At 32.8% G+C, this 20,141-nt stretch carries 17 protein-coding genes, 1 tRNA gene and 1 riboswitch; of the genes, 4 read left to right on the plus strand and 14 right to left on the minus strand.

What is annotated here, in order from left to right:
* The first annotated feature begins 100 nt into the window (after positions 1 to 100).
* Both GMA06_RS05420 and GMA06_RS05425 read left to right on the plus strand, forming a co-directional pair.
* A complete protein-coding gene (locus tag GMA06_RS05420; protein WP_163561951.1) occupies positions 101 to 625 on the plus strand; it encodes an excalibur calcium-binding domain-containing protein in 525 nt (174 codons plus the stop codon).
* A gap of 216 nt (positions 626 to 841) precedes the next feature.
* A complete protein-coding gene (locus GMA06_RS05425) occupies positions 842 to 1,447 on the plus strand; it encodes an immunity protein (RefSeq protein ID WP_163561952.1) in 606 nt (201 codons plus the stop codon).
* 120 nt (positions 1,448 to 1,567) lie between these two features.
* On the opposite strand, the gene GMA06_RS05430 is transcribed toward GMA06_RS05425, so the two are convergent.
* The 5 genes from GMA06_RS05430 to GMA06_RS08625 all read right to left on the minus strand — a co-directional run bounded on the left by GMA06_RS05430 (position 1,568) and on the right by GMA06_RS08625 (position 6,088).
* Positions 1,568 to 1,843, minus strand: coding sequence for an HU family DNA-binding protein (locus GMA06_RS05430; protein WP_163546752.1), 276 nt, complete (start codon positions 1,841 to 1,843; stop codon positions 1,568 to 1,570).
* Between the two features lie 155 nt (positions 1,844 to 1,998).
* A complete protein-coding gene (gene der / locus GMA06_RS05435; protein WP_163546751.1) occupies positions 1,999 to 3,312 on the minus strand; it encodes a ribosome biogenesis GTPase Der in 1,314 nt (437 codons plus the stop codon).
* Positions 3,313 to 3,409: 97 nt separating this feature from the next.
* On the minus strand, positions 3,410 to 4,609 hold the full coding sequence (gene rpsA, locus GMA06_RS05440) for a 30S ribosomal protein S1 (RefSeq protein ID WP_163561953.1): 1,200 nt from the start codon (positions 4,607 to 4,609) through the stop codon (positions 3,410 to 3,412).
* Between the two features lie 147 nt (positions 4,610 to 4,756).
* Positions 4,757 to 5,434 (minus strand): (d)CMP kinase, encoded by a 678-nt coding sequence (gene cmk / locus GMA06_RS05445; RefSeq protein WP_163561954.1) that lies wholly within the window; start codon positions 5,432 to 5,434, stop codon positions 4,757 to 4,759.
* 51 nt (positions 5,435 to 5,485) lie between these two features.
* On the minus strand, positions 5,486 to 6,088 hold the full coding sequence (locus tag GMA06_RS08625) for a LysM peptidoglycan-binding domain-containing protein (protein ID WP_163561955.1): 603 nt from the start codon (positions 6,086 to 6,088) through the stop codon (positions 5,486 to 5,488).
* Between the two features lie 79 nt (positions 6,089 to 6,167).
* On the opposite strand from GMA06_RS08625, the gene GMA06_RS05455 reads away from it, so the two are divergent.
* Positions 6,168 to 6,371: a ferredoxin gene (locus GMA06_RS05455; RefSeq protein ID WP_163546747.1), complete on the plus strand. Its 204-nt coding sequence runs from the start codon at positions 6,168 to 6,170 to the stop codon at positions 6,369 to 6,371.
* Positions 6,372 to 6,375: 4 nt separating this feature from the next.
* Here the strand turns inward: GMA06_RS05455 and GMA06_RS05460 are convergent, their stop codons facing one another.
* The 8 genes from GMA06_RS05460 to pflB form a co-directional block, all read right to left on the minus strand.
* Positions 6,376 to 6,894, minus strand: coding sequence for an ECF transporter S component (locus GMA06_RS05460; RefSeq protein WP_163546746.1), 519 nt, complete (start codon positions 6,892 to 6,894; stop codon positions 6,376 to 6,378).
* A gap of 40 nt (positions 6,895 to 6,934) precedes the next feature.
* Positions 6,935 to 7,047: riboswitch (FMN riboswitch) on the minus strand.
* Between the two features lie 12 nt (positions 7,048 to 7,059).
* Entirely contained in the window at positions 7,060 to 8,061 is a 1,002-nt protein-coding gene (gene ccpA / locus GMA06_RS05465) for a catabolite control protein A (protein ID WP_163546745.1), read from the minus strand.
* A 135-nt stretch (positions 8,062 to 8,196) separates the two neighbouring features.
* A complete protein-coding gene (locus tag GMA06_RS05470; protein WP_163561956.1) occupies positions 8,197 to 8,853 on the minus strand; it encodes a histidine phosphatase family protein in 657 nt (218 codons plus the stop codon).
* Positions 8,854 to 8,856: 3 nt separating this feature from the next.
* Entirely contained in the window at positions 8,857 to 9,315 is a 459-nt protein-coding gene (smpB, locus tag GMA06_RS05475) for an SsrA-binding protein SmpB (RefSeq protein WP_163546743.1), read from the minus strand.
* Between the two features lie 8 nt (positions 9,316 to 9,323).
* Positions 9,324 to 11,558, minus strand: a complete 2,235-nt coding sequence (gene rnr / locus GMA06_RS05480; RefSeq protein ID WP_345940876.1) for a ribonuclease R — start codon at positions 11,556 to 11,558, stop codon at positions 9,324 to 9,326.
* Positions 11,559 to 12,299 (minus strand): alpha/beta hydrolase, encoded by a 741-nt coding sequence (locus GMA06_RS05485; protein WP_163546742.1) that lies wholly within the window; start codon positions 12,297 to 12,299, stop codon positions 11,559 to 11,561.
* 172 nt (positions 12,300 to 12,471) lie between these two features.
* Positions 12,472 to 13,230, minus strand: a complete 759-nt coding sequence (pflA, locus tag GMA06_RS05490; RefSeq protein WP_163546767.1) for a pyruvate formate-lyase-activating protein — start codon at positions 13,228 to 13,230, stop codon at positions 12,472 to 12,474.
* Positions 13,231 to 13,327: 97 nt separating this feature from the next.
* Complete coding sequence (gene pflB, locus GMA06_RS05495; RefSeq protein WP_275896931.1) at positions 13,328 to 15,631, minus strand: formate C-acetyltransferase; 2,304 nt, start codon at positions 15,629 to 15,631, stop codon at positions 13,328 to 13,330.
* A gap of 276 nt (positions 15,632 to 15,907) precedes the next feature.
* On the opposite strand from pflB, the gene GMA06_RS05500 reads away from it, so the two are divergent.
* Positions 15,908 to 15,979 (plus strand) — tRNA-Arg (locus tag GMA06_RS05500).
* Between the two features lie 192 nt (positions 15,980 to 16,171).
* Here the strand turns inward: GMA06_RS05500 and GMA06_RS05505 are convergent.
* Complete coding sequence (locus tag GMA06_RS05505) at positions 16,172 to 19,927, minus strand: ZmpA/ZmpB/ZmpC family metallo-endopeptidase (RefSeq protein WP_163561957.1); 3,756 nt, start codon at positions 19,925 to 19,927, stop codon at positions 16,172 to 16,174.
* Positions 19,928 to 20,141: the final 214 nt, after the last annotated feature.

Below are 20,141 nucleotides of genomic sequence, written 5' to 3' on the forward strand. Positions count from 1 at the left end.
CAACATGAAAAATCGTCTATTTTACATTTGCAAGTAATGTTTAAAAGTTGTATCATAAAAAACAAGTAAGCGGTATCTTTATCATATTAGGAGAGATTTTATGGGACGAAAAATGATCTTTGCAGCTATTCTTTCATACTGTTTAGTATGTTCAGGTTGCGATAACACAACAAAAACAGAAAAGACAATAGAAAAGACATCTGAAATAAATACGACAATATCAACATCAACAACACATCGTACAACCACGACTACTTCCAAAACAACAACACAAATGACAACGACTACACAAAGTACTACGCATCATGCGAGCGATACAGAAAATACTGAATCAAATACACCACATCATACAAAAGAAAACAAAACGAAACAAAACATATCAAATAATAATATACAACCCTCTCAAAATACGAACAGTGGACAAACAAATATCGTGCCTCCTCAAACCGAAGAAACTCAAGAAGTTCAAGAAGAAACACAACCTAATATCTATTATCGTAATTGCAAAGATGTATGTGAAGCAGGAAAAGCTCCCATTTACGCAGGACAACCCGGATATGCTAAACATTTAGATAGAGATGGCGACGGCATCGGCTGTGAAATCTGTCCCAAAAAACGCCGTTAATCATTTATCTTTCTCCTAACCGAGCAAGACTGAGCATAACATAAAGAACCGACACAAATACATGTATCGGTTTTTTATTATTGTTACTCATCAAATAAACTAGTAGATGAAACATATTAGTCTATCTTGTTGAATGAAACATTGACTAAGTATCCCAAACTCAATATAATATACATACAACATAATATTATAATAATACAAAAAGAAGATAGGATTATGACTACATCAAGAAAAGCGTTATACAGTAAAAGAAAGAAACAGAAACCTTTTTATAAAAGTAAATGGTTTATTATTGTTTGCGCACTTGTTATTATTGGAGGAATTGGTTCACAATTAGCAAAAGATAAGCAAAAAGATACTTCTAGCAAAACAGAAACAGTACAAAAAGATAATCAAAAAGACACCACAAAAGTAGAAAATACAACGACAACAACTATGGCTGCTAAAAAATCATATAAAATAGGTGATACCATTACATTTGAAGGTGTTGCTGAAATCACCATAAAAAGTGCAGAATTTACGGATCAACGTAATCAATTTGATAAATCAAATCCTGAACGTGTTTTAAAAGTAATATATGACGTCAAAAACCTATCAGATAAAGATTATTTAGTAAGTAGTGAACTATCTCTATATGTAGGTAGTAAAAAAATGGAGTCTTATCCAAATGAAAATACTATTCAAAATATATCTTCAGGTAGAATTTTTGAAAATGCAATTTCCCATTTTGGTGTAAACGGTTCTGGAAGTTTTGAATTAGAAGTTGTTCCTTCTTTCTCTTTTAACGCCAAAAAACAAATTGTTCTTTTAGATTTAAACTAATGATATAAAACCCGTCAAAGTTTTAATTACTTCAACGGGTTTTCTTATCTTAGACCTGATATTATAAAAAACGAATCCCCTTAAAACTTAGTAAACAAGTTTTAAGGGGAATATTATTCATTATTTAACAGCATCTTTTAATGCTTTACCAGCTTTAAATCCTGGTACTTTGCTTGCTTTAATTTCGATTTCTTCACCTGTTTGTGGGTTACGTCCTTTACGAGCAGCACGTTCACGAACTTCAAAGTTACCAAAGCCGATGATTTGTACTTTTTGACCAGCAGCTAAAATTTCTTGGATTGATTCGAATAATGCATCAACTGTAATAGCTACATCTTTTTTTGTAAAACCAGTTTCATTTGCAACGCGTTCTACTAATTCTGCTTTATTTGCCATGTTTTCACCTCCGTATATGATTTCTAACGAAATCAACTAGATACATTTTGAATACAAATTATTCAAAATACTCTTTAAAAAGAATAACACACCGCTATGATTTATGCAAATATTTTTATAATTTTTTATATATATTTTTGTAAAAATATGGCGTTTTATGTACGTTCTCGTGTAATTAAACGAATAGGTGTTCCTTCAAACTCAAATGTTTGTCTTAATTGATTTTCTAAGAAACGTTCGTAAGAAAAATGCATCAATTCTTTGTCATTTACAAAAACAACAAAAGTTGGTGGTTTTACTGCTACTTGTGTTAAATAATAAATTTTTAATCGTTTACCTTTATCTGTTGGTGTTGGATTTGTTGCCACTGCATCTAATAAAACATCATTCAATAATGATGAAGAAATGCGTAATGATTGATTTTCATTAACGTGTTTTATCAATGCTGGTAAAGTATGCAAACGTTGTTTGGTTTTTGCAGACACAAATACAATAGGTGCATAAGACAAGTATAAAAAATGTCCTCTGATTTCTTCTTCAAATTTTTTCATTGTATGATTATCTTTTTCAATGGCATCCCACTTGTTCACAACAATAATAACACCTTTTCCTGCTTCATGGGCATAACCGGCAACCTTTTTATCTTGTTCTTGAATACCTTCTTCTGCATTTAAAACCATTAGCACGACATCAGAACGATCAATAGCACGCATCGCACGTAAAACACTATATTTTTCTGTTGTTTCATAGATTTTACCACGTTTTCGTATACCGGCAGTATCAATCATTTGGAATATATCACCATCTTCATCTGTAAACTCTGTATCAATCGCATCTCTTGTTGTTCCAGCAACATTCGATACAATTACTCGTTCTTCTCCTAAAATAGCATTTACTAATGATGATTTACCAACATTTGGTCGTCCAATAAAACTAAAACGAATTTTGTTCTCTTCGTCCTTATCTGTATCGTCAACTGGAACTTTTTTAAAGACTTCCTCTAATAAATCTCCCAATCCTAATCCATGACTTCCAGAAATTGGAAATGGATCGCCTAATCCTAGACTATAAAATTCATATACTTCATTTCTTTGTTCTGGATTATCTGCTTTATTAACCGCCAAAATAATCGGTTTATGAGAGCGATGTAAAATACGTGCAACATATTCATCTGCTTCAGTCACACCTTCACGTACACTCGTTAAACAAATAATCACATCTGCTTCATCAATCGCAATTTCTGCTTGATGTTTAATTTGTGACATAAATGGCTCTTCACTCAATTCAATACCACCCGTATCAATGACATTAAATGGCTTATCTAGCCATGTTCCTCTTGCATAAATTCTATCTCTTGTCACACCAGAAATATCTTCAACAATTGAAATTCTTTCTCCCACTAAGCGATTAAAAATGGTTGACTTCCCAACATTTGGTCTACCTACTATCGCAATCGTCGGTATTTTCATTCTCTCACCTCTTTTGTTTTTCTTTGTTATTATAATGGTATATTTTCACTCATTCAAACAAAAAGATGAGAGATGTTCTCCCATCTTTTCGCTCATATTATTCGTTTTCTAAAGACGCTAATTGTTCTCCTAATACATCACCTAATGTTACTGTTGTGTTATCTGCAGTCACATCATATGGTACTTCTTCTTCAACAACTTCTTCTACGACTTCTTTTTCTTTTACTGGTTTTTCAATTAAATCTTTAATGTTTAATGAAATACGTTTTTCATCTTCTTGAATTTCTCTAATTTTCACATCGATTTCTTGGCCAACTTGTAACACTTCATGCGGTACAGCAATATGTTCATGTGAAATTTGTGAGATATGAACTAATCCTTCAATACCAGGAAGTAACTCTACAAACGCACCGAAGTCAACTAAGCGTTTCACAATTCCTTTTACAACATCGCCTTGTTTAAATGTTTCTAAAGCAATATCCCATGGACTAGGTACTGTTTCTTTAATAGATAATGAAACACGTCCTTCTTCAGTAATATCTAAAATTTTTACTTTTACTGTTTCACCGACTGTTAATGCATCAGACGGTTTTCTAATATGACCGTGTGCTATTTCAGAAATATGTACTAAACCATCTACGCCACCCAAATCAATAAACGCACCAAATTTGGCTAAACGAGATACTGTCCCTTCTACAACACTTCCAACTTCTAATGTTTCTAAAGCTTTAGCCATTTTTTCTGCTTTTTCTGCTAAAACAACCTCTTTACGAGATAAAATCAATTTATTCTCGCTTGGTTCACATTCAACAATTTTAAATGTTAATGTTTGCCCTTTAAATTGAGATAAGTCTTTCATAAAGAATTCAGACACTAAAGAAGCTGGTACGAAGCCACGAACACCTAAATCTACCGTTAAACCACCTTTTACAGTGTTTTTAACAGTCCCTTCAACTAATTCATTATTTTCAAATTTTTCTTGAATTTCTGACCAAATTTTTCTAGCATCAACACGACGTTTTGATAGTAAATAGCTACCGTTTTCTTTATCTTTAATTGTTGAAATAACAACTAAATCTAATACGTCTCCAACTTTTACAATTTCTTCCAATCTATCAATTGGTTCAGTTGATAATTCTTTCGCAGGAATAACACCTTCAACCCCTGCACCTAAAATACCAACAATCACTTGTTTGTTGTCTTGAAGTGTCAACACTTCACCTTGTACTAAATCGCCAACCTTAACATCTAAAACATTATTTAATGCTTCTTCCATGGCATTTAAAAATTCTGACATGAATATAAACCTCCTATAATCGAGCACTGCTCAAACGTTCTTAAAAAAGAACAATATTTACGAACATTATACCACTTTTTATTAAGACAGTCTATATTTTAAAAGGTTTTTCTTGAATTTAAGGGGTAATATACGTTTATGGGGGACTCAATTTAGTATCATTTCAATATATTCAGAAATTTGTTGAATAACTTCATCAATCGTTAATGATGTCGTATCAATCTCAATCGCATCCTCTGCTTTTTTCAATGGACCAATGACTCTTGATTCATCAAGTTTATCTCTTTTTTCAATTTGTTGACATAATTCCCCCAAAGAAGAATGGATACCGCGTTGCTTATTTTCTTCATGACGACGACGTGCACGCTCTTCTACACTAGCAACCATAAAAATTTTCAACTCTGCTTCAGGCATAACAACAGTTCCAACATCTCTACCGTCCATAACAATGCCGCCTTGTGCAATATACGATTTTTGTCTAGCAACCAAATCCGTACGTACACCTTCATAAGAAGCAACTAAAGACACATTTTCCGCCACATTTGGCTGACGGATAGCCGATGTAACGTCTTTTCCATTTAATAAAACAATTTGTTGATTATCTATATTTTTACTAAACCGGATATCTTGTTGTTGACAATGTGCCGATACCGCTTGTTCATCTTGCATATCAATATCATTAGACAATACAGATAAAGTAATACAGCGATACATTGCTCCTGTATCTAAATAAATATAATTAAATTTTTCTGCAATTCTTTTAGCTACCGTACTCTTTCCAGAAGATGCTGGACCATCAATAGCCACACATATTTTTTTTGACATGTTCATTCTCCATAAAAATGCGATAGTTACTAAGTAACTATCGCTTTATCATTAGTTTTCGTAAACAGATAATTTTTGTCCAATACTCAATCTATCAGATGATAAACCGTTTAAAGACATGATTTCATCAACTGTCATACCAAATCTTCTTGCCAAGCTATACAATGTATCGCCTGATTTTACAGAATATGTCGTTGTACTTCTGTTTCCTCTATTATTTGCTTTAGTTGTTTCTTTACGTTCTGTTGCAGTCGTTGTAGTCGTTGTTGTTTTATTATCAGCTGTTGTGGTCGTTGTTGCCGATTCATCAGATTTTTTAGTTGTTTCTGTCGTTGTTGTTTGAATTGTTAATTTAGATACACGTGTTGGAGATGTTGTCACTTCTCCAGCAGGTTTTCCAATACCTAATGTTTTTAAACCAATCCAACCAAGAACAACAACAATTAAAATAGCTAAAACAACAAAAATAATTTTTGTGTATAAAGAAGCTTCTGGGTCAGCATGATTTTTTGCACTTCGTGTTGTAGGTCTTTCTTTTTTCTCAAAGCGATGTGACCAAGGTTCATCTACTCTAGTTGCTGTATCATCTTCTAATTGTTCTAACGCTTCTTGTTCTACTGTTTCTAACGGTTCAAATTCTTCATTATGTTCCACTGTCTATTCCTCCAAATTATATACATATCTTTATTTTTATAGTATGATAAATCCATGATAAAGTAAAGGAGTTTACCTTATGTTTTACGATGTTTGTCAAGAAGACTGTATCGCATGCGGCTTATGCCAACTAAAAGCACCAAAACTTTTTTATTATGATGACGAAGGAATTGCGCATAGTCTGTACGATAGACAGACTCACATACCCGAATCACTCATGTTTTCGTTTAAAGACGCTTATATCAACTGTCCTACTGGTGCTATTAAACGTTTTGATAAATAATATACTACATCATAAATCGTTTACTGTTTTTTACCAGTATACTATTCACGATTGATAAAGCAATTCCTTTAATCAAATTAAAAGGAAGTACTGCTGTTAATACTAACATCAATGTATTACCCAATTCCATGTGAAATACAGTTTCATATAAAGGGATAAACACCACATAATTTAACGCTGATAAACATATCGCTAATGTCAATGTACTACATATACTTGGCAATAAAATATGTTTATTTTTTTTGTAAAGAATATAGAATATTCCTACATATATGATTGTGGCACAAATACTGGCAACAGCACCAATCATATCTGAGCCTGTTAATAACAATAATAAGCCCTTTCCAATAGCTACTGTTAATAATCCAGAATACCCATACAATAATCCCGCAATAAAGACAACAGTATCACTAAAATCTAGTTTCAAAAATGTTGCATACGGTATAATAGGTATCTCAATTTTTGATAAAATAATTGTCACAGCAATCAAAACTGCCAACGTTGTTAATTTTCTTACTTTCATTGTAATCCTCCTAGAAGGATCCATCTTCATAAAAATAATATTTTTTCTTCTCCCATCCAGACTTTAACTGTCGGTACTAGAATTTCACTAGTTCTGCTTGCGCTCGCGGACTTTACCGCCGGTTAGGAATTACACCTTACCCCGAAGATAGATCTTTTTTATTTCTTATTTTGTTGTGCCTCTATATCTCATTTTGTATGGTAAAACAATCGCATTATCTTCTACGGTTTCTTTACTCATAATTTTTGTTAATAGACGCATAGATACAGCACCAATATCATATAATGGTGGCATAATTGTACTTAATTCAGGACGTACAATTCGTACCAATTTAGAATTATTACTTGTAATAATTTCTAATTCTTCTGGTACTTTAATACCTCTTGCTAAAGCAGCATTTAAAATACCTACCGCAATTTCATCATCCCCAACGATAGCAGCAGTTGCACCACTTGCTTGTAAATGAGAAATGATTTTTTCACCCTCTTTGTAAGAGTATTCTGATTCCACAACTAATGTATCATCGTAAGGTAATCCCTTTTCTTCTAAAGCTTGTTTATACCCTCTTAGACGATACACACCATTAATTGGTTCAATATGTGGGCCACTCACAAATGCCACACGTTTATTTCCATTATCAATCAATTTCAACACAGCTTCTTTAACTGCTTCAACTGTATCAATATTAACACTACTAATTTGATTTAGTGGATCTACTGAACCGGCAATCACAACAGGGGTTTTTGAACGCATGATTTCTGAACGTAAATCATCATTTAAATCATAGCCCATGTAAATAATACCATCAACTTGTTTCGCTAATAACGCATTTAATACTTGCATTTCTTTTACATGACTTTGATCTGAGTTAGCTAAAATAATATTATATTTATACATTGCAGCAATATCATCAATTCCTCTTGCTAAAGCAGAAAAATATAAATTTGTTATGTCTGGAATAATAACCCCTACTGTTGTCGTACGTTTACTTGCTAAACCTCGAGCAACAGCATTTGGTCTATAATCTAATCTGTCAATAACTTCCAATACTTTTTTTCTAGTCGCTGCTTTTACATTTGGATTACCATTGACAACACGAGAGACCGTAGCCATTGAAACATCTGCTTCTCTTGCTACATCATAAATTGTTACTGTTTCTTTATCCATAGTTATCCCTGCCTTTCGTTATTTACTTTTATAGTATAGCATTCGCTTCTTTTTTGTGCAAGCGTTTCATAGCTGTTAAATCAACTTTTTTCTGAAAATAATTATCATTTTCATTTTTTTATCTTCTCTAATTATTTAATAAACGAAATGGTCAATACTATTCACATACTCTAAATGAAATTGTCCATTTTCATAAATAATTTTGCTTACACTCGCATTCAGTAGCGGACTTGAATAGGTATAGTCTGGAATAATACCTTGCATCATCACATTCAATGCAAAACCATGGCTAACAACTAAAATAGTATCATTTGTTTCTTTATGTTTTTCTAATAAATCATACAGCCCCTTTTCAATTCTCAACCAAAATGTCATATAATCTTCCGCATCTTTTGTACTATCCATTTCGTGCAAAAAATTAAGTTGATTTTCTCTTGTTAAAACGTCAATATCGTATTCTTTTTTTGCATAATGACGTAATGACTGCCACACTTCTGGTGCATATAGTCCTTCAAAACTACCAAAAAATACTTCTCTAAATTCTGATTTTTCAATAAAAGGCATAGACTTAGACACCTTATTTTGAGCCATTATCAATTTTGCTGTATCCTTTGTTCGTTGCAAATCACTCGTATACACTGCATCAAATGATGTCATTGCCAATCCTTTTCCACTCGCTATACAATCTAAAATCCCTTTTTCTGTTAATGGAGCATTTGCCCACCCTTGCATTCGTTCATATTTGTTTAAATACGTTTCTGCATGACGCATAAAATAAAATGTTACTGACATCTACTACCTCACTTTCATCATTCGATCTGTTTCACGTTTTATATCTTTTTGTTTTAACGATTCACGCTTATCATAATTTTTCTTCCCTTTTGCTAATCCGATTAAACATTTGGCATAACCATCTTTTAAATAAACTTTTAATGGGACCAATGTATACCCGATTGTTTTGACATCTTTTTCCAATCGTTTAATTTGTTGCTTATGCAACAATAATTTTCTTGTTCGTAATGGCTCATGATTAAAAATATTCCCCTGTTCAAATGGGCTAATGTGTACATTATGTAAGAATACCTCTCCTTTTTGCACTCTTGCAAAACCGTCTTTTAAATTGATACGTCCATTACGAATAGATTTTATTTCCGTTCCAGTTAGAACCATTCCTGCTTCTAATGTATCTTCAATATGATAATCATGCGTTGCTTTACGATTTGTTGCAACTACTTTTCCTTCACCTTTTGGCACACACTCACCTACTTACGTTTTTTCTTTACAAATTTTTTTGTTTGTTGCTTTCCTTTTTGTTTTTTAGCTTTTGTCATTCTTTTCGCTGTTTTTTTCTCTTTTTCCGATAAAACGACTTCAAAATCAATATCATGTGTATCTATATCAACTTTTGTTACTTTTACCGTTACTTGCTGTCCTATTTGGTACGTTTTACCCGTTCTTGTGCCAACCAACAACAAATGATTTTCAATAAATTCATAATGGTCATCACTCATTTTAGACACATGAATAAGTCCTTCAACCGTATTTTCCAATTCAACAAACATACCAAATCGTGTTACCGAACTAACAACGCCACCAAATTCCTGTCCTATTTTATCGAGCATATATTCTGCTTTTTTCAATGCATTCGTATCTCGCTCTGCTTCAACAGCTCTTCTTTCCATTAAAGAACTTTGATGTGCTATATCTTCTAATCGTTGCTCTAGCATATCATAATCACTTTTTAGCGGTTTTTCTTTTTCATATTTTTTTATAAAACGATGCACAATTAAATCTGGATAACGTCTAATTGGAGAAGTAAAATGTGTATATTCATCTGTGGATAAACCAAAATGCCCTAATGGTGCTGCATCATATTTTGCTTGCTTCATACTACGTAATAATACCGTAGATACAACAGCTTCATAAGGTTCATCTTCAATATCCGATAATACTTTTTGCAACGCTTTAGCATCCACGGTTTCACTTGTACCTTTTATCGTCACACCAAAAGCAGATAAAAATTCCATGAATCGTTGCATTTTTTCCTCTGCTGGCTGCTCATGGACACGATAAATAAACGGATATTTTTTATCCATATAGTGCTTCGCAACCGTTTCATTTGCTACAAGCATAAACGATTCTATCATTCGCTCGGCTAACCCTCTCGTTCTAAGTACAATATCGGTTGGTGCTCCATTGTCATCAACATAAATTTTTGCTTCTTTCGTATCAAAGTCTATCGCACCTCTACGTCTACGTAAATGGTACAAGGCATAATGTAACTCACGCATTTGCTCTAACATCGGTAAAAAAGGAGCATATTCTTCTCTTGCTTTTTTGTTCCCTTCGACAATCGCTGCATTTACTGTATCATAAACCATTCGCTTTTTAGAACAAATGACACTAGGAAAAATCTCGTAATGATGCATGCAACCAGACATATCTATTTCCATCACGCAAGACATTGTTAAGCGGTCTTCATCAGGATGTAATGAACAAATACCATTTGATAAACGTTGTGGTAACATCGGCACCACTCTATCGGTCAAATACACACTCGTTCCTCTGTCATAAGCTTCCAAATCAAGAGGACTATTTTCTGTAACATAGTGCGATACATCTGCAATATGCACACCTAATTGAAAATGCCCATTTTCTAATATTTTTAAAGAAATAGCATCGTCTAAATCTTTTGCGTCTGCTCCATCAATCGTAATAATCGTTTCTTGTCTTAAATCTCTTCTTCCTTTTAAATCATCTTCACTCAATGTTAATGCAATACGCTCTGCTTGTTCTAGCACATCCTCTGGAAATGTTGTAGGAATACCATGTTGATGCAAAATCGTTAAAATATCAACACCCGGAGCATCTTTAAATCCAATTTCTTTTATGATAACTCCCTCTAAACTTTTAGGATTGTCCAATGTTGGATATTGTGTAATGTCAACTACACAAATTGTTCCATCAACCGCATCTAACCCTATCGGTAAAATAAAGCATGTCATATCTGATAAAGTTTTTTCAGTTGGTAAAACATATCCCGTATAGCCATATTTTTCTGCTAAGTGGTTTGAGTAACGTACATATTCTCCCACAACTCTTGTCAACTGACGTTGCTCAATAGAAAGAACTTTCCCCTCCATACCTTTTTTCTCCAACATATCGGCTTCTTTAATAATCTCAATAACAACCCTATCTCCAGAAAGTGCAGTCTGTTGGTATCCTTTTGGAATATAAATATCTTCCATCATCCCCTCAACACTCACAAACCCATAGCCTCTTTCATTTGCACGATAAACACCCGTTAATGTTTTATGCTTAAAAGGTAAACTCAATTTACCGCTATCTAAAAATATTAAATGACCTTTTCTCTCTAATTCAGATAATTGCTTTACCAATGCTTTAAAATCTAAAGCACTTGTTTGGTGCAATACTTCTGATATTTCTTTAACAGTCATTGCTTTTTCTTCTAAAAGAGATAAAATTTTTTCTTTCACCTATATCACCTCCCAATCTAATTTCTCAATAAAATCAATCACACTATTTTGAAATGCCACACGACTTTCACCAATGGTTATAACATGTTTTGCTTTTTCAAACCATACAAATTCAACAGGTGCAAAACTTATTTGACGAACCATATGTTCACTAATACGAGCATCAATCAATTCATCTGCTCCACTTTGAGCAATATACACCGGTACATCAATACGATTTAAATACTGTGCTATCTCTTCAGATAATATCTTAATTTGCTCCAACTGCACCGGTATTTTTTCAACTAAATCAGACAAATATTCCTCCTTATCGGAAATAACTGTTTCATCATAAAATTGATTTGCATAAACCATAAACTGTTCTTCGACTTTCGAGCTGTCATCCAACGGAACAGGAGAATTAAAAGACCCTCCTCCTATAATAAACGGATGACTTTGCGTTAACATATCTAAAGCCAGCATTCCTCCAAGAGATAATCCAAAAATAGCAATTTGTGCGCACCCTTTATCCAAAACAAATTGAACAGCTTTTTTCGTATCTTCTCTCCACATTTTAGGATTTTTGTTTAAAATAGCCCGCATATCTTTTGTACCATGTCCAGATAATAAAGGCATATAGACTGTATATCCTAATTTATGAAGTGCCGTGCCCAAAAGCCTTACATCATTTGGTGTACCCGTATAAGCATGTTGCAAAATAATCGCACGTTTTGAACCTTGTAAAAAAATACCATTTGTCATCACTGAAACCTCTATCTACTATCTTTCTTTTTACTATCTCATGAGGAGCTTTTATCCTATTCTATACATTATACTGTATCTTGTCATCTAATGCCAAAATACCGTTACATTTCCAAAAAAAGATATGTTGATATACCTCAACATATCTTTTTATCATCTATACACTTATTTTTCACATAGATAAATAAGCTGTATAATCTTTACAATGTAATAAGCGATTAGCATTTTCTACACGATCTGGTGTAGGTGGCTCCACATCTTTTAAAGGATACGGAATACCTAGCACCTCATATTTATAGACACCTAACTTGTGATAAGGTAACACTTCTACCCTTTTCACATTTTTCAATGTTTTCACAAATTTATCTAATCGTACTAACAATTCATCTTTATCCGAACCACCTGGTACTAAGACATGGCGAATCCAAACAGGTTGATTTACCTCAGACAAATATGTTGCCGCATCTAAAATATTTTGATTACTTCGTCCTGTTAATATTTTATGCTCTTCATCATCAATTTGCTTAATATCCAATAGAATCAAATCTGTATATTTTAATAATTCATTAAATTTTGAAAAAAATGGCTCATCAAATGTAAATGGAGCTGCACAAGAATCTAATGTCGTATGGACACCTTTTTCTTTTGCCAATTTAAAAAATTCAATTAAAAAATCAATTTGAATTAAAGGTTCTCCGCCACTAACCGTGATACCCCCTCGTTCTCCCCAAAACTCTTTATACTTTAATGCTTCATTCAATAAATCTTCTGCCGTCCACTCACGTCCTCCTTGACCTAGTCGCCAAGTATCTGGATTATGACAAAATTGACATCTCAAATGACACCCTTGCATAAAAACTACAAAACGAATACCCGGACCATCAACAGAACCAAAACTCTCTGTTGAATGAACCCTTCCTAAAACAGTCATGCGCTTACCTCCTTTTTCTTTGATTTCTTTACAATTAGTTTATCATAATAAACAGAAAAGCTGCAAGAAAGACTTACAGCTTTTCATCACACACAGATTAGAATTGATTGTGAATAACACGATTTAAAATATCTGCAATTTGTGCTTTTGTTGCTTTATTTAAGTACAATGCATATCCAGATACACGTAATACAGCATGTGGATTTTCTTCTGGATGTTCTAAAATTTCAATTAGTTTTTCACGATTTAATACGTTAACGTTTAAGTGATGTCCACCTTTCACAAAGTATCCATCTAACATTGTTGCTAAATTCGCACGACGATCACTATCATCACGTCCTAACGCTTTTGGATGAATAGCAAATGTATATGAACTACCGTCTTTTGCATCATCAAATGGAATTTTCGCAACTGATGATAGTGCAGCTAAAGCACCTGATTTAACAGAATTATATTGAGGGTTAGCTCCTGGTGCGATTGGTGTCCATGGTTCACGGTATCCTACGATTTCTGGGTTAGAACCTGTGAATACATTTCCTAAAGATTTTCCATAAACAATATTTGATGTAATTGTTAAAATAGATGTTGTTACCTCTGCATTACGGTATGTTGGTAATTTACGTAAACGTTCCATGAAATCATGTAAGAAGTTTGTTACTAATGAGTCAACACGGTCATCATTATTACCAAATGTTGGGAATTGTTCTCCTTCTACAACATAATCTACTGGGAAACCTGTTTCATCACGAATAATACGGATTTTTGAGTATTTAACAGCTGATAACATATCTCCTACTAACGCTAATCCTGCAATACCTGTTGCAAAGTAACGATGTGGATGTGTATCTAATAAAGCCATTTGACTTGATTCATACGCATAACGGTCATGAGAACGATGAATAATGTTCAATGCACGCATATACGTTTTAGCTGTCCAATCCAATACTTTATCTAATTTTTCCATCAATTCATCATAATCTAAGTAATCTGAGGTAATTGGTTCTAAACCTTCGATAACTTGATCGCGTGTTTTTTCATCAATACCACCTGATACAGCATATAATAATGCTTTTGGTCCAGAGAAACGTGCTCCAAAGTATTGATGCTCTAACCCCATAACAGATGGAGATACACAACATGCAATCGCAGCATCAGTTGAACCTAATCTCATACTCATAACAGCATCATTTTCATATTGAATAGCAGATGTATCAATAGATACTTGTGCACAATATTGACGATAAGCCAATGGTAATTTTTCGTTATAGAAAATTGTTAAATTTGGTTCTGGTGACTCACCCATTGTATACAATGTATGTAAGCAACGGAATGCTGTTTTTGTTACTAATGAACGTCCATCATTATTCATACCTGCAATAGATAATGTTACCCATGTTGGCATACCAGAGAACACATCATTAAAATCAGGCGTACGTGCAAAACGAATCATACGTAATTTCATTACAAAATGATCAATAAATTCTTGTGCTTCTTGCTCTGTAATTAAACCAGCTTGTAAATCACGTTCAATATAAATATCAAAGAATGCATCCATACGTCCTAGTGATGTTGCCGCACCATTTGTTTGTTTTGCTGCTGCTAAGAATGCTAAATAAGTCCATTGAATAGCTTCTTGTGCTGTTTGAGCAGGACGACGTAAATCAAATCCGTGTAAATCCCCTAATTTGATTAAGTCATTTAAAGCACGATATTGTTTTGAAACTTCTTCACGTAATTGCATTTCTTCATCAGTGTAAGTTTCTTTTTCAAGATTTTTCCAATCTTGATATTTTTGTTTCATTAAGAAATCTACACCATACAACGCAACACGACGATAGTCACCAATAATACGTCCACGACCATAAGCATCTGGCAGACCTGTAATGATTTTGTTACGACGTGCTCTACGAATAGAATCATCATAAACATCAAATACACCTTGGTTATGTGTTTGTACCCAATCTGTAAAGATTGATTCTACTTCTTTATCTAAACTATAACCGTACGCTTCTAAGGCTTGTTTTGCCATACGCACACCACCAAAAGGATTTAAACCTTGTTTTAATGGTTTGTCTGTTTGTAAACCAATAATTTTTTCGTAATCTTTTAATTCATCACTAATGTAGGCTTTATCGTAAGCTAAAATCGTTGATACGACTTTTTCTTCCATATCTGCAACGCCATTTTCAACTTCTTTAGCAAGTAAATCTTGGAATACTTTATTTAATTTTTTTGTACCCTCTGTTGCTTCTGCTAAGAAAGACTCGTCCCCTTTATATTCTGTATAGTTATCACGAATAAATTGTGCAACATCAATATTTTCTTTCCAAGCTGTTCCTTTAAAACCAGCCCATTGTTTATCTTCAAATCCAGCTAACAATTCTTTTGTTGTTTGTGCCATTTTCATTCTCCTTCTTGTGATGTTTTTAACAAAAGTATATTACTTATTGATACAGTTATTGTATCACAATTAGTACAGCTATGTAAAATAAAATCAAGTCTTTTATCTGTTAAAAACATATATTTTTTTAGCTTTTTATAAAAAATATAAAAAGTATGATAAATCTGTCACAATTTTTTGTAACAGTTCTATAAACAAAAAACAACCTGTTATATAACGCTTAAATATTTTTAACTTGAATTTACTATAAAAATTCAGTAAACTGATACTAGTCTAGCACCATTAGTGTAATGGATATCACGTAAGATTCCGGTTCTTAAAATGGGGGTTCGATTCCCTCATGGTGCGTAAAAACATTGATAAATCGATGTTTTATCCAATTAAAATCTTCTTTTAAAAATAGGTACCTTTATTCTTTTAAGTTTAATACATATTATATATCTCTACTTTGTACCAACATAACTTTTAACTTTACTCTAAAAGAAAAGAAATGTACCAAATGGTTACTCCACTTGATACACATCATTTTCATCATCTAAACTAATCTTCTTTTTTCACTCTAATTATATACAATAGCCAACTAGTAAATAAAGACAACCAACCTATCTCTATTGGGATATTTTCAGTATTTGTTTTTGGTAATAATTTATCTTTAGATACTTCTTGTTCAACATTTTTTATTATTTTTTTGTTTAAATAAATTTCCTTTTTATCAGACAATACAACTGAAGCGATACTCTCCATAGATACTACTTTTTTTGTTCCAATTCGTACTTTTTCAATTACAGGTTGAATGATAACCTCTTCTTTTTCTACACCATTAACAATATAAGTACGTTTTTTACCAACTTTCCCTACTTGTTCTACAATTCTTGTTCCAATAGTCAAAGTATTATCTTCAATCGTTTCAACCGTAAATGGCATATTTTCAATTATTTCCGATTGGTCTTTAAGTTTTGTCCCCCTATATATAACAGTCGGTACCATTGCTTTTATCACTTCTTCGGTTACAACAGGTTCTCCAAAAGCAACGCTTTTTTTAAAATGTTGTACTTTTCTTACCCGTTTTAATCCTACTTGCCCTTGTTCCGTACGTACTTCATCTGTATACATTGTCGCATCTGCTTCTTCTTTTATCGTAACTGGAATGTCCTCATCTGTTTCTGTAACAGTTTCACTGTCAATTGGTTTTGTTCCTCTATACACAACAGTAGGTACCATTGCTTTTATCACTTCTTCGGTTACAACAGGTTTTCCAAAAGCAACGCCTTTTTTAAAATGTTGTACTTTTCTCACACGTTTTAGTCCGGCTCGCCCTTCTTCCGTTCGTACTTCATCTGTATACATTGTCGCATCTGTTTCTTCTTTTATCGTAACTGGAATGTCCTCTTCTGTTTCTGTAACAGTTTCACTGTCAATTGGTTTTGTTCCTCTATATATAACAGTAGGTACCATTGCTTTTTCAACTTTAGAAACGATGATTGGCTCTCCTAATCGCACTCCGTTTTCGGTTATCCATATTTTTGTAATAAGCTTTACACCTAATTCCCCAACCTCTGTTCTTGTTTCATCTTCCCAAAGGTTTGCGTCTTCACGGTGAGTAATCGTAATCGGAATATCTTCACGAGTTTCTTCAATGTCTTTGCCGTAAACGGTTTCTTTGTAGATAGTATTTCTAAAATCACTCGTGTCGTTTAAATAAAATTCAAATATTTTTTGTTTTAAATCATGAACAGCAGTAACCCCAATCAAAATATTTTGTCCATATTGTTTATTTCTCTTCATCTGCTCTAAATCTTTAACAATTGCTTCATCCATTAATGTCTGTAATTCACTATATTTTTTAAAATATGGCGTTTCTTTTAATTGATCTACTTTTTCAATACGGCGTTTAAACATATCTTTTTTAAATATAGCTAAATTTCCCTGATAAGCATTATCTAAAATAGCTGCCAAAGCTTCTTTATCATTGGCATACTGATTAGATAGATATGGAATCATCCCGTTTTTATACCCATATTCAGCCAACAATTCGTAGGCATAACGTCTAAACGTAACATCACCTACTGAACCGACATCATTTTGAACACCTGCATATATTGGCTCAAAAAGTGGAACAACATGATATCCATTTGGTGTTGCTTCTCCAACAGTTTGATGCCCTTTAAAAGCTAATCGACCGGATACAATACCTTTATCAATAAAATCATTGATAGATGTCAAACTTCCTGCTGTTGTTTCATCAATATTTGAAAAGCTGTCTTTTACTTGGTTTGTTCTCTTTGCATCTGGTATAAGTGTTACTTTATTTAATAAAATTGCTCTATTATCGTTAGATTGTTTGAGTATAGATTCAGACTCTGCATAGTCTAATGTATACAAAACATCCATTATCCCTTGCATATACTCTTTTAAATCAGATTCTTTTTGAAAACGATTAGGCGACTCATTTTGTGTTCGTCCCTCTCCACGTAATTCATACGTGGTATTTAAATTAAAAATTGATTCATAACCAGAAGCACCTTTTGTATTATTTAATGACTCAAATAGACCTCTAGCATAGACTTCAACACCCTGACCTTCACGTCTGGCATATCCATTAAACCAAACTTTTTGATCTAGCATGTGCGTGATTTCATGAGTATAAACAGATTGTCCTCTATCGGTTAATGTTTTTGCTAAAAAATGATTCACTATATCCCCAGTAGCTTGTCCATCTGCTTGTAAAAAATCTAAATGATACCTAAATGGAGCCATAAACTGACGAATACCATCTACACTATTTTCACCATACGACGGCAACCATGATTGTTTCCCTGATTCAGTTGGATTATCACTATATCTTCTCATCGTATCAATAACTAAAATATCATTTCCTTCAAATAATCTATCTTTTTTTTCACTAATACGATACCAAAAATCGACAAAGGCTTCTTGTTTAACAGCTGTTTCTTTCATCATTTCTTTGAAAGACTCAAATGCCACCTCATCTGTTTTATCTTTTAAATATGAATCCAATAAACCGTAAGTAACCGTACTCATAGTACTAATTGCATATAAACTTTTTTCATTAACCGTTAATAACGGAATTAAATGTGAGCGTAACCGTGTATCATGTGACATCTTCTTGAATAAATTAGAATCTGCATAAGGACTCTCAGATTCAACAATTATCACATTTGTATTTTGTTTAAACCAATCGCTCGGTGTCAAGTTTGGTTCAAACATTTTAACATGATTTACAATAAAGTCATAAATTGTATTTTGCTTTGTAATAGATTTGATTCTTTTCTCATATGTTTTATCTGTATTTGATAATTCAACATCAGCATAGGTTAGACGTCCAATATCAATCAATCTATCCAATGGATCGGTTTTTGTACCATATATTTCTGGATGATACAAAATTAAATCTTTTGCTTTTATAGTATCAAATTTAAAAGGATATTGTCTTTCTAAATAAGATAAACCTAATAAAATCTGAGATTTATTCTCTATAATTTTATTCATATCTGTTTGAACAGAACGCTCGACAAGTCCTTTTATCGTATTTTCGATATTATCTTTTACATGTTCAAATTGGTGTCTCATATCCAACTTATCCATATATACTTGTTTAATACGAGCATTCAATTCATTTCCTGTAGGCTCTCGTCCGATTTCTTTTTTTAAATCATTTTGAATTTGAAGTTGTTCTAAAAAACGAACTCTTGGTTGCAATATAGTATATAAATCATCATATTCAACTTCTTTAAACGCTTCAATAGCTGGAACTAATTGGTTATCATCTACAACTTGTTTTGGTTCGTACGCATAAGAACCATTTGCTTCTTCTTTTGTAATTGTTCCATCATTTTTTATCACTAAAACTTTATCCACTGTACCATTACTAATAGTTTCATTAATATTTCCTTCATTATCTAATGGAATAATGGCTTTTACATCATTCACATCCACATTTGCCATTCTAAAAGAAGAATGGTTTTCTAAAGAGGTTTCTAATGCAGTTTCTTTTTCTCTATTCTCTACATCATTTACATTATTATCAATATTTGCAGGAATTTTATCATCATTATTGTGTAAACTTTTTTTGTCTAACAACTCTTTTTCTAAAGTTTTTTTATTTTCAGTATTTTCAGTCACATCAACCATATTTTTTTCAACTGCGTAAACGCATTCATTACACCCTATAAATAAAACCCCAAAAGCTACACAAACCGAAACAACACCAATAGAATATTTTTTTATAGCATACTTACGTACTCTTTCACCCAATACATTCCTCTTTCCGTACATTTTACATACCTCCCACAATATTTATCCATAAATTTATTTACATTATAGCACAACAAATCGTAATTGTTAGAGTTAACTATATAATTTAGGCTGTATAATTTTTAGGGTTGATGGCATAAGCCAGCAACCCTAATTTTATGTAGACAAAAAGGCAATTTTCTCTTAAATTAAAAGTACCACCAAATAATAAGGAGAAATTGCCTATGTCTAATAT

This window comes from Granulicatella sp. zg-84 (genome assembly GCF_010892375.1).
Classification (GTDB): Bacteria; Bacillota; Bacilli; order Lactobacillales; family Aerococcaceae; genus WM01.